Consider the following 21,949-nt stretch of genomic DNA (forward strand, 5'->3'; position numbering starts at 1 on the left):
GATGTCATCGTTTTGGCGTAGGCTAGGCATATATTTCAGACTGTCATGGAATAGTCACACAATTGCAGTAAAACCGCAGCCTTTGTCTCTAGAATTGGAACCCGGTATGTCTACGTCGCTGGTCGAGCCCCCGTTTTTGAACCGTGAACTTTCCCTGCTGAAGTTCAATGAACGGGTGCTGGCGATGGCGGAGAATCCCCAGGTGCCGCTGCTGGAGCGCCTGCGCTACGTATGTATCGTCAGCTCGAACCTGGACGAATTCTTCGAGATCCGTATTTCCAGCCTCAAGGAACAACTGCGTCAGAATCCCGCCTTGGTCGGGGCTGATGGCTTGACCCCTTCAGAGGCTTTTGCGCGCGTACAGGAAAAGGTCCACGTTCTGGTGGATCGCCAATACACCCTGCTCAATGACGAGATTTTTCCCTGCCTGGATGCCGAGGGAATTGCGTTGTTGCACGCTTCGGAATGGAATGCCGAGCAACAGCAATGGGCGCACAAGGTCTTCAATCGCGACGTGATGCCTTTGCTCACGCCGATCGGCTTGGACCCGGCTCACCCTTTTCCGCGGGTCTATAACAAGAGCCTCAATTTTATTGTGGCCTTGTCGGGTGCAGACGCGTTCGGCCGCCAGGCCTCGATTGCCATCGTGCAGGCGCCGCGAGCGCTGCCGCGATTGATCAAAATGCCGCCCGAGCTCTCCGGCAAGCCCGACGGCTACATCCTGCTGACCTCGTTGCTGCGCGCTTTTGTCGGCGAGTTGTTCCCGGGGCTGGAAATGCTCGGTTGCTATCAATGGCGGGTGACGCGCAACAGCGACCTGTTTGTCGACGAAGAAGAAGTTACCAACCTGCGCCACGCCCTGCAGGGCGAACTGTCGCAGCGCAACTTCGGCGCCGCCGTACGTCTGGAGATCGACCGGTTGACGCCCGACGATCTGGAAACTTATCTGCAGCGGGAATTCTCGCTGACAGCCGATGATACGTATCGCGTGAACGGCCCGGTCAACCTGTCCAGGCTGATGCAGTTGTGCAACGTCGACAACCGTCCGGATCTGTTGTTTACGCCTCACCACGGCTCCGTTCCGCCGCCGCTGGACAGGGTTGCCGACAAACCTGCGGAGTTGTTCGCGGCCGTCGCCCGTGCCGATCAGTTGTTGCATCACCCCTACCAGTCATTCCAACCCGTGATCGATTTCCTGACGGCCGCGGCAGTGGATCCGGACGTGATGGCGATCAAACAGACCATCTATCGCACCGGCGAAGACTCCGAATTGATGAAAATCCTGCTGGCGGCGGCGCGCGCCGGCAAGGAAGTGACCGTCGTGGTCGAGTTGATGGCCCGTTTCGACGAGCAGACCAATATCAATTGGGCCGCTCGCCTGGAGGAGGTAGGGGCGCATGTGGTGTATGGCGTGGTGGCGCACAAGACGCACGCCAAAATGGCATTGGTGCTGCGCCGCGAAAAAGGGCGGCTGCGCCGGTACGCTCACCTGGGCACCGGCAACTACCATCCGCGCACCGCACGGCTATACACCGATTTTGGTCTGCTGACCGCGGATCCAGATTTGTGCGAGGACATGGACAAGGTCTTTGCCCAGCTGACGGGCTTGGGCGCGCGCCGGACGCTGAAGTCGCTGCTGCAATCGCCGTTTACCATGCACGAGACCATGATGTCTCTGATCCAGGCGGAAATCCGTGCCGCGAAACAGGGACGCAAGGCCAAAATCATGGCCAAAATGAATTCCCTGCTCGAGGAACAGATCATCGCCGAGCTCTACAAGGCCAGCCAGGCCGGAGTCAAGATCGATCTGGTGGTGCGAGGCGTATGCGCGCTGCGAGCAGGGGTGCCAGGCCTCTCGGAAAACATCCGGGTGCGCTCCATTGTCGGGCGATTCCTCGAGCATTCCCGGGTGTTTTATTTCTATGCCGATGGCGACGAGCCCGTGTATCTGTCCTCGGCCGATTGGATGGACCGGAATTTCTTCCGCCGCGTCGAGATTGCGTTTCCGGTGCGGGACAAGGATCTGAAAAAGAGGGTCATAGACGAGGCCTTTACCTATGCCTGGCGCGACAATCAATTGGCCTGGGATCAGCAGCCCGACGGTACCTCTAGCCGTGTGCGCAACCGTCGCGCGGCGTTCAATATGCACGAATTCCTGATGGAACGGCTGAAATAAGGCCGCCAGCCCACACTGACACGTTTCGTGTATGTGACTGTCATGGTCTTGTCATGTTGGGCTTCTAACATTCGTTACGTCGATGATCGGACGGGCGGAAACAGCCCGCCGCGACCTCCTAAACGAACACAGAAGGAATTCGAATGTTCAACCGCGTATTCAAACAAATTACCATCGGTGTTGCGCTGAGCGGCGCCGTTTTTGCTGTACAGGCTGCTGATATCACCGGCGCTGGTGCTTCGTTCCCGTACCCGGTCTACGCCAAGTGGGCGTCGGAATACAAGGCTGCGACCAATACCGCAGTGAACTACCAATCGATCGGTTCGGGCGGCGGTCAGCAACAGATCAAAGCCAAGACCGTTGATTTCGGCGCCTCGGACGATCCCCTGAAGGCCGACGACCTGGAAAAGAACGGTCTGCTGCAATTCCCGGCCGTGATCGGCGGTACCGTGGCTGTGGTCAACGTCGACGGCGTGAAGCCGGGCGAACTGAAGTTGTCCGGCCCCGTATTGGGCGATATCTTCCTGGGCAAGATCAAGAAATGGGACGACGCCGCGATCAAAGCGCTGAACCCCGATCTGAAGCTGCCCTCGTCGGACATCATCGTGGTGCACCGTTCGGACGGTTCGGGCACGACCTTCGGCTGGACGAACTACCTGTCGAAAGTCTCGCCTGAGTGGAAAGAAAAGGTTGGCGAAGGCAAAGCCGTCAAGTGGCCCACCGGGCAGGGCGGCAAGGGTAACGAAGGCGTCGCTGCCTACGTTGGCCAGCTGAAGAACTCCATCGGTTACGTCGAATACGCCTACGCCAAGCAGAACAAGCTGGCCTGGACGCAACTGCAGAACAAAGACGGCAAGTTCGTGCAACCCGAACAAACCGCTTTCGCTGCCGCTGCTGCCAACGCCGACTGGAAGAGCGCGCCTGGCATGGGCGTGGTCCTGACCAACGAGCCGGGCGCCGCTTCGTGGCCCGTGACGGCTGCTACCTTCATCCTGGTGCACAAGGTTCAAGACAAGCCCGAGCAAGGCCGCGCCGTGCTCGAGTTCTTTGACTGGGCCTTCAAGAATGGCGCCAAGTCCGCAGAAGCGCTGGACTATGTGCCGCTGCCTGACAACGTGACGGCTGAAATTCGCGCCACCTGGAGCGAAATCAAGTCCGCTGACGGCAAACCCGTCTGGAAATAAGCATCTTAGTAGCCACTAAGATGTAACGATGCGCGGGCCCATCAAGGTCCGCGCATCGTCTGCGCCGCCAGGCCCGAGTATCTCTAAGCGTATTTCAAGGAAAGCCCATCCATGAGCGCGGTAATGGATAATGGTGTGCCACGCCAGTCTCATCAGACGGATTCCGTCACTACCGGTACGCCTTCGCCTATGAAGCAAAACAATAACGCGCTAATGGATGCGCTGTTCAAGAACGCCACGCGGCTTTTTGCCTTTCTGGTGTTCATTCTGTTGGCAGCAATCATGCTGTCCCTTATTTATGGCAGCCGCGAGACACTGGCCAAGTATGGCTTGTCGTTTCTGTGGACCAACGATTGGGATCCTGTCCAGCAGAACTACGGCGCGATTGTCCCGATTGTCGGCACGCTGCTGACCTCGGCCATTGCCTTGATCATCGCGGTACCCGTGTCATTCGGTATCGCGATATTTTTGACCGAGTTGTCGCCCGCGTGGCTGCGCCGCCCCTTGGGTACGGCAATTGAAATGCTGGCTGCCATTCCGTCCATCATCTACGGGATGTGGGGCTTGTTCGTTTTTGTGCCCATTTTCCAGCAGTATGTGCAGCCGACCTTGATTTCCGTGCTGGGGGGCATCCCCGTGATTGGCGGCATCTTTGCCGGCCCGCCGTTCGGTATCGGTATCTTCACGGCCGGCCTGATCCTGTCCATCATGGTCATTCCGTTCATTACCGCCGTGATGCGCGACGTGTTCGAACTGGTGCCCACCATGCTGAAAGAGTCAGCCTACGGCCTGGGCAGCACGACCTGGGAAGTCATGTGGCGCGTGGTTCTGCCCTTTACCAAGACGGGCGTGATCGGCGGCATCATGTTGGGGCTGGGACGTGCCTTGGGTGAAACCATGGCGGTGACCTTTGTGATCGGTAACGCCTTTCAGTTTCCGGGCTCGTTGTTTGCGCCGGGCAATTCGATTGCGTCCGCACTGGCCAACGAGTTCAACGAAGCCGGGGGCCTCCAGAAATCCGCGTTGCTGGAACTGGGTCTGATTCTGTTCCTGATCACCACCATCGTTCTGGCCCTGTCGAAAGTGCTGCTGTTGCGTGCGACGGCCTCCGAAGGCAAAAAGAGCTGATCGGTCTGCCGGACGTTAATGGGAAGAAACATGGCTGAATCTGCAATCAACATGAGCAACGGCATTTATCGCCGTCGCAATCTGGTCAACAAGGTCATGCTGACCATCTCGCTGACCACACTGGTGTTCGGATTGTTCTGGTTGTTCTGGATCATTCTGACGCTGCTGTTCAAAGGCGCACCCGCCTTGTCGTTCACGCTGTTCACCGAGATCACGCCGCCTCCGGGTCAACAAGGCGGTTTGATCAACGCGGTGGTCGGCAGCGTGCTGATGGCAGGTGTCGGTACGCTGATCGGCACGCCGATCGGCGTGTTGGCGGGCACCTATCTGGCTGAATACGGCCAGCGCGGCTGGCTGGCGCCGGCGACGCGTTTCTTGAACGACGTGCTGTTGTCCGCGCCCTCGATCATCATCGGCTTGTTCATCTATGCCGTATACGTGTCCCAAGTCGGACACTATTCCGGCTGGGCCGGTGCGCTGGCACTGTCCATCCTGGTGATTCCCGTGGTGGTGCGCACGACCGACAATATGCTGCTGTTGGTCCCCAACAGCCTGCGTGAGGCAACGGCCGCCCTGGGTTGCCCTAAATGGCGCATGATCACCCTGGTCTGCTATCGCGCTGCCAAGACCGGGATCATTACCGGTATCTTGTTGGCCATCGCCCGCATTTCGGGTGAAACCGCGCCGCTGCTGTTCACCGCGTTGTCGAACCAGTTTATGTCTTGGAACATGAATGCGCCCATGTCCAACCTGCCGGTCGTGATTTACCAATACGCGGCCAGCCCATTCAAAGACTGGAACGATCTGGCCTGGGCCGGTGCCACGTTGATTACGCTGCTGGTGCTGAGCATCAACATCCTGGCTCGCAGCCTGTTCCGCAAATCGTAATTGCCATGCCGGCGCCGTGGGGCGCCGGTGATAGGAAGACAAATGGAAAATACCGTTCTCGCCGACAAAGCTGCCAACGCGGCCGCTGCTCCCGCAGCCAAGTCCAAGCTCGAAGTCAAGAACCTGAATTTTTACTACGGCAAGTTCCACGCGATTCGCAATGTGAACATGTCGATTCGTGAGAACAAGGTCACCGCGTTCATCGGCCCGTCGGGCTGCGGCAAATCGACCCTGCTGCGTACGTTCAACCGTATGTTCGAGTTGTACCCCGGCCAACGCGCCGAGGGCGAAATTCTGCTCGACGGCGAAAACCTGCTCACGTCCAAGACCGATATTTCGTTGATCCGCGCCAAAGTCGGCATGGTGTTCCAGAAACCCACGCCGTTTCCCATGAGCATCTACGACAACATCGCTTTCGGCGTCAAACTGTTCGAGCGCCTGTCCAAGGGTGAAATGGACGAGCGCGTGGAATGGGCCTTGAGCAAGGCTGCGCTGTGGAACGAAGTGAAAGACAAGCTGCATCAAAGCGGCAATAGCTTGTCGGGCGGTCAGCAACAACGTCTGTGTATTGCGCGTGGCGTGGCCATCAAACCTGAAGTGCTGTTGCTGGACGAGCCTTGTTCGGCGCTGGATCCGATCTCGACCGCAAAGATCGAAGAACTGATCGCCGAGCTCAAGAGCGATTACACCGTCGTGATCGTGACCCACAACATGCAACAGGCCGCTCGTTGTTCCGACTACACTGCTTATATGTATCTGGGCGAGCTGATGGAATTCGGCGACACCGACCAGATCTTTGTGAAGCCGGCTCGCAAAGAAACCGAAGACTACATTACGGGTCGTTTTGGTTAATAGCCAGCAGCATAAAAAAAAACGCCAGACTTGTCTGGCGTTTTTTTTATGCACCTTTATCGCGGAAACCGTCGACAGGGCGAAGCTCCAGTCAGCGATTCGCGCTGAGCTCGCGATCAGTACGTCACAGTCATGGTTGCGTAATAAGCGCGGCCCGGCTCGTTGTACGTCGCAGCGCCGGCGGAGCTGGCGTTGCCTTCGCGATAGAGCTTCTTGTCGAACAGGTTGCTTACCCCGACGCGGAAACGCAGGTGGCTGTTCGGCTCGTAGCCTACGCTCAGACCCACCAGGGCATAGGGGCTGACAGTCTGGCGGCCTTCGCCTTCCAGCGTTTCACCTGTACGCAGGTTCATCGACGGGCCTTTTTGCTTGCCGTAGTACGTCACGTTTGCCTGGAACGACCATTCGGGGGTGTAAAACCAGTCCAGCGTGCTGTTGACGGTGTACTTCGGAATGATGCTCAGCGGCTCGCCCGTGTCCTTGTTCTTGGTTTGCATCATGTAGGTGAAGTTGGTGTTCCAGTCCAACGTCGGGGTCAGGGGGATGAACAGGTTACCCTCAAAACCCTCTACAACTGCTTTACCGCTATTGGTCCATTGCAGCACGGGCGCGCCGTTGTTCAAGCGGTACAGATACTCTGTGTCTGCAACGATCTTGTTTTTGTAATCGTTGCGGAAATACGCGGCGCTGGCGCGCCACGTACCTGGATCGTATTCGAAACCGATTTCCTTGTTGACGCTGATTTCCGGCTTCAGATTGTCGTTGCCCGCCAGGTAGCAGCCACCCGAGTTGCTTTCGGCGGCCCAGCAGCCTTGTCCGCGGCTGTAGAGCAGGTAGTTGGGATTGGACTGATACAGGTTGGGGGCTTTGTAGGCGCGGGCAATACCGCCCTTCAGGCGCAGCGAGTCGGTTGCTTTGAACGACAGGTTCAAGCTCGGACTGAAATTGCCGCCGAATTCGCTATTGTGGTCATAGCGCAAGCCCGGGGTCACGATGGTGCGCTTGCCGGCCTGGATGTTGTCTTCGAAGAAAAGGGCGTAGCTGTCCTGGCTCGTCCTGGTCGGGCGATCGCCGCTGGGCGTGCCGTTGATACCGTTGCCTGTAGTGCCCGTATCGTAGCTCTGGCGCAGGGACGAGGGGTCGTCCAGCGATTCATGCAGGTATTCCACCCCGACAGTCGCTACTTGCTGCAGGCCGAGCGTGAAAGGCACACTGGCCTCGCTGGCCGCGCGCAAACTGCGCAGGCGTGCCGTGCTTTTGCCTAGATCGGTCGGCGCGCCTTCGGGACCGCCAGCCAAACCCTCGGCTTGACGGGCGTTGCGCGTGTAATCGTATGACAGTTCCGAACGAGAGGTCCCCCAGTCGTAGTTGCCTCGATGCGTCAAGCCGAAATTCTCGCGATACATGGCGTTGGTTTCTTTGCCATACAGGCTGTCGGAGAACTCGCTGTTGGCGTTGTTCATCGTGTCGCCGGCATAGATGTTGCCCTGGCGGCTGAAGCCCATTTCGAATTCGAGCGTGTTGCGAGTGTCCGGACGCCATGCAAACAGGGCATTGATGTCCTGATTGATCACCCCTTCGCGGCCGGACGTATTGGCGATGCCGTTTTCATCGACCGTCGCATGATCCGCGTTGATGTTGCGGTCATCGGCATTGGTCTTGCTGTAGTTGGCATAGACCCGCATGCTGAGCGTGTCCGAGATCGGTGTGGACAAACGCGCATTGACGCGATTGGTATTGCCCTCGTCGCTGTCTTCCGGCTGGTTGATGTAGTAGGTGGCGGAGGCCGTGGGCTTGTCGCTGGGCTGTTTGGTGATGATGTTCACCACACCGCCCATGGCGCCTGAACCGTAGCGCGCAGCGGCAGGGCCGCGGATGACTTCGATGCGCTCGACTTCTTCTGCGGGGACCCAGTTGGTGTCGCCGCGGGTATCGCGATCGCCATTCCAACCGTAGCGTACCGAGTTGCGCGACTCCACCGGTTTGCCATCGATCAGGATCAACGTGTTTTCCGGGCCCATGCCGCGGATATCGATTTGACGGCTGTTGCCGCGTGCGCCGCTGGAGCTATTGCCGGTCAGGTTCACGCCGGGTTCGCGACGGATGATGTCGGACAAATCGTTGGTGGGAGGACGGCGCTGAATCTCTTCAGCAGTGATCACGGACACCCCCAATGATTCTTTCACTTCTTCCTCTGCCGTACCGAGGACCTCAACGGCGGACATTTCCTGTACGACGGCAGAGTCGTTTGGCAGGGGAGCGTCAGCCTGGCTTTGGGCCAGAGCGGTACCTGAGAGGGCGAGAGTAATCAGGGCGCCTAGATACTGGCGCTTGAAGGGTGGCGTGGACATGCCGATTTCTCCGGGGTGCGCAATAGATAGCGCGCCATCAGTTACATTCGTGGCGCGCCTGATATGTGTTATTGGGAATGATTTACACTATCATTTTTACGTCAGGATTATGTCAGCAAAGCTCAGGTCTGGGCTTTGCTTGCACACTAGATTGTTTTGCTAAATCCCCATTTCTCTCTGTTCGTATCTGTATGAGTTCGGTATCGCTCAGTCATAGCGCGGCACTGCGGCGCAACGCTCCCTTGCTCGACGAACCCGCCTTGCACCGGCAGGCGCGCCATAGCGCGGTGCACTACGCCGTGGTGGCGCCTGGCACGAACCGCCCCATGTTTGAGGGGGTGGTGGATACGGTGCAGCTAGCCGATGGCCTGAGTCTGCATCGAGTGGATGCGCGCGACTTGCAGGGCGTTGCGGTACATGCCCACTTGCAACCTGGGCTGCGTATTGCCCTGACGGTGGGTGGCAAGGCCGACGTCAGCTACGACGGATACCGCTTGCTGTTAGGGCCTCGGCCGGATGGCGGCGCGTGCGGGGCCGTGGTGGCTTTGACGCAGCCCGCCGCGTTCAAGCGGCAGTCCCGTCGAGGCGATCTCGAGCGCAGTGTCAGTCTGACCGTGAGCGACACGTGGCTACAGCAGCGTTTAGGGGAGGCTTTGCCTTCATGTCTGGCGTTCGCCCGGCAGCATCTGTCGGTACATCCCTGGAATGCCTCTGCGCATGCCATCGCATTGGTCGAGCAACTGTTGGCGCCGTCTGAGCTGGACGGCGCATTGCTGCGCATGTATCAAGAATCCCGGTCGCTCGGTCTGGCGGTGGAGGCGTTGAGCAGCCTGAGCGGCGCGGTGCTGTCACCGGTGGCCGACGGGTTGCGGCAGCGAGAGCGATCCCGGATGGAGCAGGTGCGCGAGTTGCTCGACAGTGGGGAGGCCGACGAGATGAGCCTGGTGCAGATTGCCAAGCATGCCTGCCTGAGCGTGAATACCCTGCAGCGTCATTTTCGTGCGGTCTGGGGCAAAACGGTGTTTGCTTATCTGCGCGACGCGCGCCTGGACCGTGCGCGTATGGCGCTGGAACGCGACGCGATCAGCGTGACCCAGGCGGCATTGATTGCAGGCTATTCCAGCCCGGCGAACTTCGCCACGGCATTTCGTCAGCGATATGGCATACCGCCCGGGCAAGCCGGGCGGCGAGTGCCTGAATGATGACGTTCAGGCGTTTCTTCAGCGTGTCAGAATCCGTATAGCTCTGCCGGGTTATCCACGAGGATGCGAGCGCGTAATTCGCTGTCTGGCACCCAGGTGTGCAGCGCTGCCAATGTCGACGCGGTAGCGGGTGGTGTCGGCATCTCCGTCGGATGGGGCCAGTCGGATCCCCATACCAATCGCTCGGGTGCAGCCTGCAATAGTTCATTGGCGACAGGCGCCGCCGAGTCGACGCCGCCTGCCAGATAATGGCCCGATAGCTTGACCCAGCCCGTGCCTCCTTGCAGCCGTGTATGGACGACTCGCCGCGCTGCTTCATAGGCATCTGTCGTCGGCGCCATGCGCCCCAGGTGGTCAAACACCACCGTGCAGGGCAGGCGCAAAATCATGTCAGCGTTTTCCGCGATCTGCGCGGGCGTCATGTGCAGTTGTACATGCCACCCCAGCGAGGCAATGCGCCTGGCCAGCGGCTCGATCATATCGATACGCACAATCGAGGTATGGGCGATGGCGACAGTAAAGCGGATGCCGCGAATGCCGCCTTGATGCAGAGTTTGCAATTCGCCGTCAGACACGTCAGGGAACACCACACCGACACCGCGCGTCTGACTGGCGCCCAATTGCTCGATGGCGTCCAGCGTGACGCGATTGTCCGTGACATGAGGCGCAGGGGTGACGACCACGGCGCGCTGCAGGCCTAGTTCGTCTCGCACTTGCCGATAGGCCTGCGCGGTGCAGGATGCCAGGGGATTGGGCGCGGCTGGTGCTGCGATCAAGTCGGGGTTGTAAATGTGAATGTGCGAATCGCAGGCATTTGCGGGCAGGAATTGCACCTCGTGCGATGCGGTAGCTGGGATTTCGGAGGCGGCTTGAGTCGGTGCGGTCACGAGTGTTCCTGCATGCTGTCAAAAGGGAGAGCCCAGTCTGTTGTGGGCGGCAATCCTCGATTTTAAGCATGCAAGAAAAAAGACCACCCCGTGCGAGTACGGGTTTCAATACCGCGCTTGTCAGCGGCCCCATCAAAACCAATTCACGCGAGAGGGCCATAGCAGATGGCCGGCGCGTGACACGAGCCGGCGCACGGGTTCTGCTGTATCGCTTATTGATCGACGACAAATCCGTCAAAATGGCGTCGCATGGAAATCGGTTTGGTCAGCGGTGGGCGAATTTTTTGGGCATCTGGCAGCAGATTCATGCCCAGGCCAGGGCCTGTCGGGATGTCGACAAAGCCGTCTGTTGGCAGAGGAACCACATCGACGACATCGCTGCCCAGGTGTTCCGCACGTGATTCGAAAATCCCCGCTTCGAAGCCCGTTGCGTATTCCTGAATGGCAAAGTTGGGAATGGCGGCAGCGACTTGCAAGCAGGCAGCCAGGCCGATGGGCGATAGGGGATTGTGCGGTACGACCTGCACCTGATGGGCTTCGGCGATGGCCGCGACCTTCTTGGCGCCCGTAATGCCGCCGCATAGACACAGGTCTACGCGTGCGTACTCCGCACCGTTTCTCGCCAGCAGTGCTTCGAATTCGTACAGCGTAGAGAAGCGTTCACCCGTCGCGATCGGAATATTGATTTTCTCCGCCACACGCGCCATCGCATCATTGCTTTCAGGGCGAATGGGGTCTTCTATGAACATCGGATGGGTGTGCTCAATACCGTGGGAAAAGGTGATGGCCTCTGCCGGCGTCAGCCGCCGATGGATTTCGATCAGCAGATCCACGCGGTCTCCAACGACTTCGCGCATACGTTCCGTGTTGTCGATTGCATCACGCATCTTTTTGATATGCGTCTTGAAGTAGACCTGATCGTGTCCTTCGTCCAGGAATGGATTCAAATGGCCAAACGCGGTGAAGCCGGCATTCATTTTTGCTTCGCATTCGACCAGCATTTTTTCTATGGTGTTTTCGTAGATATGGCCGTAGATACGAGCCTTGGTGCGCGCTGCGCCGCCGAGCAGTTCATAGATCGGCACGCCGAGGGCCTTGCCTTTGATGTCCCACAATGCCATATCGATCGCAGAGATGGCGGCGTTTTCGGCGAGCCCCTGAAAATAGCTGAAACGATGCATGACGTTCCAGTGATGTTCGATGGGGAACGGGTCTTTGCCCTCCAGATACTCTGCAAAGCGGGCAATGCAGGCCCCGGCCGCCTGGATGTGACCCCAGGTTCCGGCTTCACCGAAACCAATGATGCCCGCATCAGTCGTGATACGCGCGAACATGAATTGGCCTACGTGCAAAGGTTCTACTTTCTTGATCTTCATGCTGCTGGGTTCCCTGTCGTTGATGCGTGGGTTGTCAGTTATTGACGATGTTGGCTTTCTTGATGAGCGCACCCCATCTCTGGGCTTCGTTCTCGATGAATTGCTTGGTCTGCTCCGGTGTCATCGTGACGGGCTCCGCACCCGCTGCGATGAGCTTGTCGCGAAAGCTCTGCTTATCCAATGCTTGCTTGAGGTCTGCAAATAAGGTCTGGCTGACCGCGCTGGGTGTTCCTTTGGGTACGGCAAATCCGAACCAATTGGCAACGCGAAACTCGGGGAAACCGGCCTCTGCCGCTGTGGGTACCTTGGGCAACGTGCTGACGCGTTTGTCGTGAGCGACGGCCAATACCTTGAGGCGGCCGGAATCGACATAGGGCGCGGCAGTGGGAGCTGCAGTAATCAATACATCGACTTGGCCGCTGAGCAGATCATTCAGTGCCGGCCCTGAGCCCTTGTAGGGCACATGAGTCATATCGATGCCTGCGACAGATTTCAGGAGTTCACCTGCCATGTGGGGGCCGCTGCCGACACCCCCCGATGCGAAATTGACCTTGCCGGGATTGGCTTTGGCATAGTCGACCAGCTCCTGCAGTGTATTGACGGGCAGTTTTGAGCTGACGGTCAGTACATAGGGGGCTTCTGCATAGATGGAAACGCCGTCCAGATCTTTGATGGGATCGAACGTGAGGGATGGAAACAGACTGGGCACGATGGTCTGCGTCATCTCGTTGGATAGCAGGGTATAGCCATCGGGCTGCGCGTTGGCGACAAAGCCCATGGCGATCGTGCCGCTGGCGCCACCCTTGTTTTCGACCACAAAGGATTGGCCCGTGGACTCCATGAGCGCTTGTGAGGCAATGCGCGCCATGATGTCCGTTGTTCCCCCTGGGGAATAAGGAACGACGACGGTGACGGGGCGTGTGGGATAGGTCGTGGTGGCGTGCGAGGCAAACGTAGCTACGCACGCGCCTATCAGCAAGAGTTTCTGTAATTTATGCATGTTGTCTCCGGTTTGTTTTATGAATGGAAGTCCTGCATGCAGAAATTAGACACGGGTTATGGGTGTTTAAAATGGCCCAAAACTGACTCTACTTTTCAGCCCCAGGTTAATAATGAACGAGTTGACGGGTGCTTCTGCCGAGATGGCTTTTTTCAGTCTGTTGGTGAATGCGGGCAGCCTGACCGCGGCGGCCAGGGAGTTGGGAATTTCTCCGCCGGCGGCGACACGCCGCCTGAAATTATTGGAGGAACGGCTCGGCGTGGCGCTGTTGGCGCGGACGACGCGGCGAATGAGCCTGACGGCAGAGGGAGAGGAATATCTCAGTCACGCCCGGCGCATTCTTTCGGATATTCAGGATTTTGAGCACTATCTATCAAAATCGCGTGTCGAGCCTCAGGGATTGCTGAGAGTCAATGCCACGCTGGGTTTTGGGCGCAACCATATTGCGCCCCTGATATCGAGGTTCTATCAGCGTTATCCCAAGGTACATGTCGAGCTGCAATTGACCGTCAATCCGCCGCCGGCATCGGATAACTCTTTTGATGTGTGTATCCGTTTTGGCGAGCCTCCCGACTCGCGTATGGTCGCGCGGAAACTCGCGAATAATCGGCGGCTATTGTGTGCCTCGCCGGATTACCTGCAAAAGTATGGGGTGCCGAAGACGCCGCGCGATCTGGCGCGTCATCATTGCATTGCGATCCGGCACGGGGATGAGGCGCATGGCCTGTGGCGATTGTCCTCGGCGCAAGGGTCGGAGTTGGCCAAGATCAACGGGCCGCTGGTGACGAATGACGGCGACATCGCGGTGCAGTGGGCACTGGATGGGCTGGGCATCATCATGCGGGCGGAGTGGGACGTAGCCCGGTATCTGGAGAGCGGGCGATTGCAGGTGGTGCTGAGGAACTATCGGACGCCTGAGGCGAATATCTACGCGGTTTATCCGCAGCGGCATCAAATGGCGCGGCGGGTGCGGGTGTTTGTTGATTTTCTCGGGGAGGCGTTTGCTCGGCTTTCGGGCGGGGCGGTTTGGCGGTAAAGGAGGGCGCGCCTAGAACAGATGTTGCGAGGCGTAGCGGTGGAGTGTTCGTTGCTGTTCGGAGGTGTCTCTATGGAGACGTCCCGGCCGCGTGCCTGAGCGAGGTGCCGGGCCTATCGCACGGACTCGGCCCATGACCAGGGGCCTCGGCCTCGCTGCGCGAGGCTAAATCCGCGCTCTACGGCCCGGCACCTCGCTCAGGCACGCGGCCGGGACTCGCATTGAGGAAATGCGACGGACGACGAGAAAGTGCGGCGGACGATGAGGGAATGCGGCGGACGTGGGATGGCAAAGCTGCGGCTACGGTGGGTCGGAGCCGCTGGCTTTGCGGGTACGTCGGGGCTTTTTTGCTGGTTAGCCGACTACGCGGAAGCGTTCGGCGTCGTCCATGAAGGCTTTGTCGCCGAAGGAGGCTTCGTTCGAGCCAAAGGGCATCTGGGCGCGCAATTTCCAGCTGGCGGGGATGTTCCATTCGGCAGCGACGGCGGCGTCGATGAGCGGGTTGTAGTGCTGCAGGCTGGCGCCTACGCCGGCGTTGGCCAGGGCTGCCCAGGTGGACAGCTGGGCCATGCCGCCCGATTGTTCCGACCAGACGGGGAAGTTGTCAGCGTACAGGGCGAACTGTTCTTGCAGGCTGCGCACGACGTCTTGGTCTTCGTAGAACAGGACAGTGCCTACGCCGGCGGCAAAGCTCTTGAGTTTGGCTTCGGTTTTGTCAAAGCCTTCGGCCGGGGCGACTTTGCGGACCTCGTCAATCGCGATTTGCCAGACTTTGTCGCTTTCGGCGCCAAACAGGATGACGGCTCGCGAGCTTTGCGAGTTGAATGACGAGGGGCTGTGCTTGATGGCGTCCTGGATCAGGGCGGTCAGTTCCGCTTTCGAGGCCGACAGGTTGCGACCCAATGCATATTGGGTGCGGCGTTGCTTCAGCGCTTCAAGAAAGGCGTTGCTCATGAAAGAAGTCTCCCGACTAATAGATAGACAGTGAAAGTACGGGCAAATTCTAACTGCTGCGTTGCATCAACGTCACCGGTTTTCGCCGGAAAAAGCACGTTTTGGCGTAGGACAAATTGTTCCTCTGGTGGTGCTAATGGAGCCCCCAGGGGAAAATGCCGGCCATCCACCTTTCCTTTTGCCCCCGCACGGGAGTAGGGAGTTGGCCTGGCAGGGGACGTCAATGCGAAACGGATCGCATGGGCCAGATCACCAGAGTGGCGAATCCGACCGCCAGTCCGGCCGCAATGTCCCAGAGATCGTGCTGCCATGTCGTGACCGTGGAAACCAGCACCAGCAGGCACCAGCCATGCCATGCCCAGCGAGCCAGGCGGTGATGCTGTAACTGCGGCAACCACGCTGACCAGACCAATAGCAGCGTCGCCGCATGCAGTGACGGGAACATGTTGTAGGGCTGCTCAAATGCCCTCAATTGGCTAAAGAGCAGGCCTGTCACTCCATCCGGCTGGGGCAACGGGCGTACGTTGATCGAGGGAACGAGCGCAAATGCCGCAAAGCAGGTTAGTTGCGCCGCCACAATGCGGGCAGCATGCCGCCGCAATGCGTGCAGGCGCTCGAACGCGAAAAACGTGCAGGGAAAAATGAGGTTCAGGCTGAGGTAAGGCCAGATCGTCCAGGCCAGAAAGGGAATCTTGTCGTCCCACGCGGTATGCCATGACACGGCGTCGGGCTGGGCCGCCGCCCAGCGATTGGTCAGGCTGTAGCCGATGAGAAACAGCAGACTCGAAAGCAGCATCCAGCCGATGGCTTCTCGCCAGGGATGATCCGATATCTCTCGATCACCGGTAAACTCCGATTCTTGCACCATTATTGTTTTGCAGGTTGATGACAGATAACTCGAGCGCGGCCTTATCTCATCCTGGCGACCGCTGGGTCAACAGTCCAGCCTGGACGTTGCTGGAGCAGGCGCATGACGGGCGTATGCTGCTCGTGTTGACTGGTGGTGCCGACGAAACCTATATCGTAGACGAAGCCGTCTCCGATGCTTGTGTACATCGCGTTTTTCAGGCATGGCAAAACGGGAGTTTGTCCTCGTTGCGGGATGATCCGGAATGTGGCGCAGCGGTGCGTCAGATACGGCGGGTCGGGGCGTTGGTGCCGCCTCGGGCGTTGGGCGAGGTCAACCGTTTTTCGGTCGCGTGGCTAGGGGATCCGTGTGATGCGTTGATGCCGGTATTGACCACGATGGTCGCGGAATACCGAATCGCATTGCAGGGCGATGTGCCGCCTGATGCCGTTGCCGCCACGGATGGCAATATCGAGGATCTCCTGCTCGTCGTGCGCACCAATGCTCAATGGGAGTCCGCGTTGAGGTCCTATGCCGCGTTGCGGCCGCGGCAGCGGCACTTGTTCATCGATACGGCGTATCACCACACGGTGAGTATTGGCCCGTACGTTGTGCCAGGCGATACGGCGTGCGTCGCATGCCTGGGGCATCGTGTTGCTCATCGCTGGGGCGATTTGTCAGGCCCTGCCAAACCCGCCGTGTCGACCCGACCGCACACGATCGCTGCCTTGTTGGCGCCTTTGTTGACGGCGCCTGGCGGCCTGCTGCCGTTCATCGAACATAGCGTCAGTTTGAATTTACAGTCCTTGTCCAGTGTGCGTGACAAGGTCTTCCAACTCCCCTGGTGCCCGGTATGTGAGAGCCGGCATGACCCGTTGGCCGGGGCGTTGGATCTACCTTGGCAGGTGTCTCCGCCTGTCCCCTTGTCTGGCCCGGCGGGTCATTGAGGAGTTTGCCTTGTATCGTCTGCCTGATCAGTTCGATCCCTCTGGGCGCCAGGATAATCTGTCAGCGGCTGGGGGCGGATCGACGTCGACGACGTGCAGCAGTTGTCTGGTCACCGTCGGCATCGCGAGTGTGGCCACATCGTCGATTTTCTCGGGGCTTGTACCCGAGGTGTTGGGGCGAGCGGGAGCGTCTGACTCGACTTCGGCCGGCGCGTCTTCAACGGTTGCTGCGACTGAGCCATCATCGTCCGCTGTCATCGTGCCTGCAGCGGATCATATCGATACGAATGGGCAAGCGAGTGCCTCGCCTGTACAAGCGCCCATGGCAACATCAGAGACTGGCCGACATTACGATGCACGCTTGTCCGCAGGCCTGCGCCAGCCTATGTCGAAGGGCGAGCGCCGCACGATGGGGGCGCTGTCGATTGTATTGGCTGCCATTGCAGGGGTGCTCGGGTTTCTCGTACAGCCTCTGTTTGGCGCCATTGCCTTTTTCGCGGTTTACATCGGCATATTCTGCGTAGTTTACGAACGTTCGAATCGATCTCCTGGGCGGGGGGCTGCCGTCGCGCTGTTGATGTTGATCGGCATTGTGGCGTGCGCGGCGCTTGAGATGTATTTCTGGATTGAGAACATGTGACTGCGGATATGCCTCAGCTGTTATCGCACCGTTTACTGGAGCAGGCGGCAGGCGCACGTTGCGGGCTGGTGCCGCCCGTCAGCCCTGTCGATCCGCAGCCTTGCGACAGGCTGGGTCCGATCTTTGACGGCAAGCTGCTGGCGAATGCGGCGGTGCCCAAAGACCCCGTGAACGCATGGCAAACGGTATCCGGGGCCGTCGCGCTGGATTCGCGGGGTGCCATCGCTGGCGCGATCGCAGAGGCCCTGGAGCGTCTGGCGGCGGCGCAGGCCACATTGACCTTGCGTATGCGTTCACAACTCGTTGACGACGAGCGACTGGATGACGACGTGTTCGCCTTGTTTTCCTCTGAGCAGCGAGCACAGCCCGATTTTCCGTGGCCGATGGTGCCCTCGCCAGATGATCTCTATGCGCCGGTATATCGGCTCGCCGACAACCAGATGTATTGGGTGCCCCAAGAACTGGTTGGGTTGGGCCCGCGATCGGGCCAGGCGCGCATGCCTTCGACATCCAGCGGCCTTGCCGCGTGGCGCGACGAGGCTAATGGGCCTTGGCTTGCTGTCTTGCGCGCCGCGCAGGAATTATTAGAGCGCGACGCGTTGGCGACAACATGGCTCAATGGCCTGGGTGGCCGCCAGTTGAGCTTGCCTGTCGAGTGGACCGATTATGTCGCTGCCAGTGGCGGGGAAATCGCGGCCTTTGATCTGACCCAGGCGTGGAATCCTCATCGTGTCGTCGCTGTCGCCGGCGGCCTGCCATATGCGGGGCATCCACGTTTTGTGTTGGGCGTTGCGTGTCGTGCGAACTTGAGCGAGGCATTGCATAAAGCGCTATTGGAATGGGCACAGGCGTTGACCTTTGCATCTCATCTGGCAGATCGAGGCGACGATTTGCCGCGTCAGCCTGATGCGTTGCGCCGTTTTGATCAGCATGCCGTGTTCTATACCTTGCGGCCTGATTTGTGGCGCCAGACTGCGTTGATGGAACACGCCACGCCTCATGTCGAGCGGGCTTTTGACGCAGTAACGGCAACGAGGAGAACACGGGCAGAGAGCGTCGAGGCGGCAATGGCGAGCGCTGTGAGCCGCACCATGGCAGCTGATAACGTGTGCTCTGATGTATCAGGCTGCGGCCAGTCCTTGGCGCAGTTGCGTGCATTGCAGGTATCACTGACGAGTAGCGGCATTGATCTTTACTATCGAGAGCTCACGACGGTCGATGTGGCGGCCACCGGTCTTCGTGTGATGCGAGTGCTGTCGCCGCAATTGAGCGGATTGCACGCCGACGAACGCGCGCCGTTTCTGGGTGGCCGTTGTGCGGATATCCAATGGCGTTATCCCGGTAGTGTGCGCCACACAGCTTTTCCGAATCCTCTTCCTCATCCGTTGGGCTGAGAACCCGGCCCGTTGCCATGGCATCCCATATGCATTCCGATTCAGATTCGCCCTGGGCCGATGCGCCTTTGTTTCATCTGTTCTGGACAAACGGAGCGCTCAACGATAGCCGGGCAATGGCGATGGGGCAGCGTATAGCGCGTGACGCTGTAAGGCCGGCAGGAACGCCGATGCCAGTACATCGAGCCGGTACGCTGGCGCTGCCCGAAGTGTCGAATGACGATGCCGATGCGCCAGATCGTGATACCTCTGTCTGGAATCGTCGTGCCAGTTCACGCTCATTCGGCGATGAGTCCGCAACGTTGCGCGACCTGGGGCACGTACTGCATCCGCTGCGAACGCGTTCGCAGGGCACAACACGGCTGTTGCCGTCGGGCGGCGCCAAGTATCCCATTCAGACTTATGTGGCGTTGTGCCGATTGGACGGTCCAAAGGCATTATCCGGCCAAATTGCCTGGTACGATAATGTGCGTCACGGGCTGGCACCGGTATGCGCTTGCCCCTCTTGGCCGGATCTGGCGCACACATTGGGAGTGGACTGGATCGATGAGCCTGCGGCCGTCGTTTTCATGGTCGCTCGTCCAGAGAATACGCTCGCCAAATACGGCGAGCGTGGCGGGCGCTTTCTGCTGATCGAGGCAGGCGTTCAGCTCGGCGCGCTCAGCTATCAAGTTGCGCAGATCGACTGGGCAGGCTGCGCGATTGGTTCCTATCACGATGAGGCGGTGCTGGCGCTTTTAGGATTGTCGGCGCCTCGTCACGTGGCCGTATCAGCGTATGCGTTTGGCCCCAAGAAAGCGTAAACCGTGGCTTGCATGGGCAGCGGGTTCTGTACCGTGCTGCTCGGTGCATGTGGGTCGGGCGTTGCGAGCCCACATTGGAGCTCGCCCCCGCTAGAATATTTCCATGATGGATAAATTACGACTGGACAAATGGTTGTGGGCGGCGCGCTTTTACAAGACGCGCAGCCTGGCCTCGCAGGAAATCGGTAAGGGGCGGGTACTGGTCAATGATCAGGCCGCCAAACCCGCACGTGAAATCGCCGTAGGCGATCGGGTGAGCGTGCGTAAGGAAGATCCGCCGATTCACGTACACGTTCGAGCGCTGAGCGCCGTACGCGGTCCTGCGCCGGTCGCGCGCCTGCTTTACGAAGAAACTGCAGAAAGCATCGCGGCACGCGAGCGCGCTGCCGAGATGCGCAGACTGGCTCCCGAACCCGCCCAAGGTATCGCTGCAGGGCGCCCCACCAAACGTGATCGACGGCTGATTGATCAGATGCGTGGCAAGTGAGTCTGCAAGGATAACTGCTGTAACGAGGCAATCGCCAACCCGTGCCGGCTCCCGGCGCTGATTCGTTGATTGTGGTAGCATTCCGTTCCCTGACGAGAACGACGCGTTTTTTCGTTTACGGTCAAGGCAAATCAGTACCCACGGGGCGTAGCGCAGCCTGGTAGCGCATCTGCTTTGGGAGCAGAGGGTCGCGAGTTCGAATCCCGCCGCCCCGACCAATGAAATCAAAGGCCTACAGATCTAGATCTGTAGGCCTTTTCCCTTTCTGGGAATTTTGCCTCACTGCCGGGCAACGAGAGCGCTGCCCCATTAACGGGGATGGGTATTCATCAGACGGGCTGGAACCATTACCAGACAAAATTTGCCAGCCTGTTCTGCGGCTCGGGACGCTTCGTCGACAACGAGCCAAGCTCGTACGATTTCCTGATCGTCGACGAGACGCATCGCTTGAACGCAAAGAACGAGCTATATGGAAGGCACGCGGTCTCTGGATCATCGCGCTCAATCTCACATTCATGATTTGTATCAAAACATTCATATATTTTGTGCGAATATAGGCGCTTATTGGCATTGACGTGCAATACTGTGCAATATGGTATCTAGTCATTAATCGGCATGTCTGCGCAGCGGACCATGGCGTCGAAGAAATTTTTTCCTACATCGAGGGAAGTAAATGACTTTGTGTACCGAGTCCGAGCCGCACTCCAGCTTGCTGGATTTTCAGATGCCAGCGTTCGTTATGCCATTTCCACAGGAAGTGAATCCGTTGCCTTCTCCCGAGGAAGCTACAACGAGATGGGCTGAGATGCATGGCCTGCTTCCGACCCCTGCCTCGCGAACTCGATTTCAGGAGGCGCGATTCGGTCAACTCACGAAGCTCTCTCATCCGACTGCAGATAAGGATCTGCTTGATCTGATGGCCCAGTGGTACACCTGGTTTTTTCTATTTGACGATCAATTCGACGACGGACCTCTTGGCGTTCGTCCCGATCTCGTGCCGGAGATGATCGCCCCATTCATGGGCGTTCTTAACGACGTCTCTCCTCCCGCGACCAACCCTCTCGCGCTCGCGCTTGCAGATCTGTGGGGCCGCACTACTCGCGGGTCGCGATCGTCGGCTTGGCTGCGTCGGCTGGCTCGAGACGCTCGTTCCTATATCGACTCATATCGCTTTGAGGCCATTCACCGCGCTGGCAACGAGCGTCTCGGGATCGGGGAGTATCTGGCACACCGTAAGAACTCGACTGGCATGCGGATGATCTTCGACATTTTCGAGATCATCGCGCAGGCCGATTTGCCCGACCACGTGATCGAGTGTGAAGCGTTTCTGGCGCTACGTGCATCTGGCGTTCTTATTACGGGGCTACACAATGACATCATTGGGCTCGAGAAGGAGGTAGCGCGTGACTATCCCTTCAACATGGTCGTGGTTGCGCGCGAAGTGCAAGAATGCTCACTACAGCACGCAATCGATTTGGCCAATGCTGTCACTACCGGCCATGTTGCGGCATTCCTTACGGCGAAATCTGAACTTCCCGGAGAGCTTGACGCTCTTGGCGTTGATGCGGCGACCAAGGCGGCGGCCATGCGAACGGTTCAGGAGTATCAGCGGATGATCCGCGGCCACTATGATTGGTCTTTGAAGACTGATCGCCTTGTGAAAATTGAATACACAACGAAGGACCAGCCGCCCAGCTTCCTTCCGGAGTTACTCGTACCGCATGCAGTCGCGGTTCAGACGGGTTCTTAGCTTGGGAGCTGTGGCGTCCCGCTGATGCACGTCGTTCGATTGCGGAC

19 protein-coding genes and 1 tRNA gene are annotated in these 21,949 nt (G+C 58.8%); 14 read left to right on the top strand and 6 right to left on the bottom strand.

Annotated features, from left to right (window positions below; translation table 11 throughout):
- Positions 1–106 precede the first annotated feature (106 nt).
- The 5 genes from ppk1 to pstB all read left to right on the top strand — a co-directional run bounded on the left by ppk1 (position 107) and on the right by pstB (position 6,228).
- On the top strand, positions 107–2,176 hold the full coding sequence (ppk1, locus tag ACYVIT_RS09100; protein WP_415807856.1) for a polyphosphate kinase 1: 2,070 nt from the start codon (positions 107–109) through the stop codon (positions 2,174–2,176).
- Between the two features lie 143 nt (positions 2,177–2,319).
- Positions 2,320–3,360 (top strand): phosphate ABC transporter substrate-binding protein PstS, encoded by a 1,041-nt coding sequence (pstS, locus tag ACYVIT_RS09105; protein WP_415807857.1) that lies wholly within the window; start codon positions 2,320–2,322, stop codon positions 3,358–3,360.
- Positions 3,361–3,471: 111 nt separating this feature from the next.
- Positions 3,472–4,488, top strand: coding sequence for a phosphate ABC transporter permease subunit PstC (pstC, locus tag ACYVIT_RS09110; RefSeq protein WP_415807858.1), 1,017 nt, complete (start codon positions 3,472–3,474; stop codon positions 4,486–4,488).
- A 30-nt stretch (positions 4,489–4,518) separates the two neighbouring features.
- The gene (gene pstA / locus ACYVIT_RS09115) at positions 4,519–5,376 is read left to right on the top strand and encodes a phosphate ABC transporter permease PstA (protein ID WP_415807859.1); all 858 of its coding nucleotides are present in this window, start codon (positions 4,519–4,521) and stop codon (positions 5,374–5,376) included.
- Positions 5,377–5,418: 42 nt separating this feature from the next.
- Positions 5,419–6,228 (top strand): phosphate ABC transporter ATP-binding protein PstB, encoded by an 810-nt coding sequence (pstB, locus tag ACYVIT_RS09120; RefSeq protein ID WP_415807860.1) that lies wholly within the window; start codon positions 5,419–5,421, stop codon positions 6,226–6,228.
- A 116-nt stretch (positions 6,229–6,344) separates the two neighbouring features.
- On the opposite strand, the gene ACYVIT_RS09125 is transcribed toward pstB, so the two are convergent.
- Positions 6,345–8,579 (bottom strand): TonB-dependent siderophore receptor, encoded by a 2,235-nt coding sequence (locus ACYVIT_RS09125; RefSeq protein WP_415807861.1) that lies wholly within the window; start codon positions 8,577–8,579, stop codon positions 6,345–6,347.
- A 191-nt stretch (positions 8,580–8,770) separates the two neighbouring features.
- Between ACYVIT_RS09125 and ACYVIT_RS09130 the strand changes: the two genes are divergently transcribed.
- Positions 8,771–9,781: a helix-turn-helix transcriptional regulator gene (locus ACYVIT_RS09130; RefSeq protein WP_460478183.1), complete on the top strand. Its 1,011-nt coding sequence runs from the start codon at positions 8,771–8,773 to the stop codon at positions 9,779–9,781.
- Positions 9,782–9,807: 26 nt separating this feature from the next.
- Here ACYVIT_RS09130 and ACYVIT_RS09135 read toward each other — a convergent pair whose 3' ends face one another.
- The 3 genes from ACYVIT_RS09135 to ACYVIT_RS09145 form a co-directional block, all read right to left on the bottom strand.
- The gene (locus ACYVIT_RS09135; RefSeq protein WP_415807862.1) at positions 9,808–10,668 is read right to left on the bottom strand and encodes an amidohydrolase family protein; all 861 of its coding nucleotides are present in this window, start codon (positions 10,666–10,668) and stop codon (positions 9,808–9,810) included.
- Positions 10,669–10,880: 212 nt separating this feature from the next.
- Positions 10,881–12,044, bottom strand: coding sequence for a mandelate racemase/muconate lactonizing enzyme family protein (locus tag ACYVIT_RS09140; protein ID WP_415807863.1), 1,164 nt, complete (start codon positions 12,042–12,044; stop codon positions 10,881–10,883).
- A 34-nt stretch (positions 12,045–12,078) separates the two neighbouring features.
- Positions 12,079–13,044 carry a Bug family tripartite tricarboxylate transporter substrate binding protein gene (locus ACYVIT_RS09145; RefSeq protein ID WP_415807864.1) on the bottom strand — a complete coding sequence of 322 codons (966 nt, stop codon included), beginning with the start codon at positions 13,042–13,044 and terminating at the stop codon, positions 12,079–12,081.
- 112 nt (positions 13,045–13,156) lie between these two features.
- Between ACYVIT_RS09145 and ACYVIT_RS09150 the strand changes: the two genes are divergently transcribed.
- Positions 13,157–14,080: a LysR family transcriptional regulator gene (locus ACYVIT_RS09150; protein WP_415807865.1), complete on the top strand. Its 924-nt coding sequence runs from the start codon at positions 13,157–13,159 to the stop codon at positions 14,078–14,080.
- A gap of 354 nt (positions 14,081–14,434) precedes the next feature.
- Here the strand turns inward: ACYVIT_RS09150 and ACYVIT_RS09155 are convergent, their stop codons facing one another.
- Positions 14,435–15,034: a nitroreductase family protein gene (locus ACYVIT_RS09155; RefSeq protein WP_415807866.1), complete on the bottom strand. Its 600-nt coding sequence runs from the start codon at positions 15,032–15,034 to the stop codon at positions 14,435–14,437.
- Between the two features lie 220 nt (positions 15,035–15,254).
- Entirely contained in the window at positions 15,255–15,902 is a 648-nt protein-coding gene (locus ACYVIT_RS09160) for a phosphatase PAP2 family protein (protein ID WP_415807867.1), read from the bottom strand.
- Between the two features lie 17 nt (positions 15,903–15,919).
- Here ACYVIT_RS09160 and ACYVIT_RS09165 point away from each other — a divergent pair, with 17 nt between their 5' ends.
- The 7 genes from ACYVIT_RS09165 (at position 15,920) to ACYVIT_RS09195 (ending at position 21,902) form a co-directional block, all read left to right on the top strand.
- Positions 15,920–16,828 carry a hypothetical protein gene (locus ACYVIT_RS09165; protein ID WP_415807868.1) on the top strand — a complete coding sequence of 303 codons (909 nt, stop codon included), beginning with the start codon at positions 15,920–15,922 and terminating at the stop codon, positions 16,826–16,828.
- 10 nt (positions 16,829–16,838) lie between these two features.
- Positions 16,839–17,468 (top strand): hypothetical protein, encoded by a 630-nt coding sequence (locus tag ACYVIT_RS09170; protein WP_415807869.1) that lies wholly within the window; start codon positions 16,839–16,841, stop codon positions 17,466–17,468.
- An 8-nt stretch (positions 17,469–17,476) separates the two neighbouring features.
- Positions 17,477–18,862, top strand: coding sequence for a YcaO-like family protein (locus ACYVIT_RS09175; protein ID WP_415807870.1), 1,386 nt, complete (start codon positions 17,477–17,479; stop codon positions 18,860–18,862).
- 170 nt (positions 18,863–19,032) lie between these two features.
- Positions 19,033–19,665, top strand: coding sequence for a SagB/ThcOx family dehydrogenase (locus tag ACYVIT_RS09180; RefSeq protein ID WP_415807871.1), 633 nt, complete (start codon positions 19,033–19,035; stop codon positions 19,663–19,665).
- 106 nt (positions 19,666–19,771) lie between these two features.
- The gene (locus ACYVIT_RS09185; RefSeq protein WP_415807925.1) at positions 19,772–20,152 is read left to right on the top strand and encodes an RNA-binding S4 domain-containing protein; all 381 of its coding nucleotides are present in this window, start codon (positions 19,772–19,774) and stop codon (positions 20,150–20,152) included.
- 141 nt (positions 20,153–20,293) lie between these two features.
- Positions 20,294–20,370 (top strand) — tRNA-Pro (locus ACYVIT_RS09190).
- 455 nt (positions 20,371–20,825) lie between these two features.
- Positions 20,826–21,902 carry a terpene synthase family protein gene (locus ACYVIT_RS09195; RefSeq protein ID WP_415807872.1) on the top strand — a complete coding sequence of 359 codons (1,077 nt, stop codon included), beginning with the start codon at positions 20,826–20,828 and terminating at the stop codon, positions 21,900–21,902.
- Positions 21,903–21,949 lie beyond the last annotated feature (47 nt).

Source organism: Bordetella muralis (assembly GCF_054781015.1).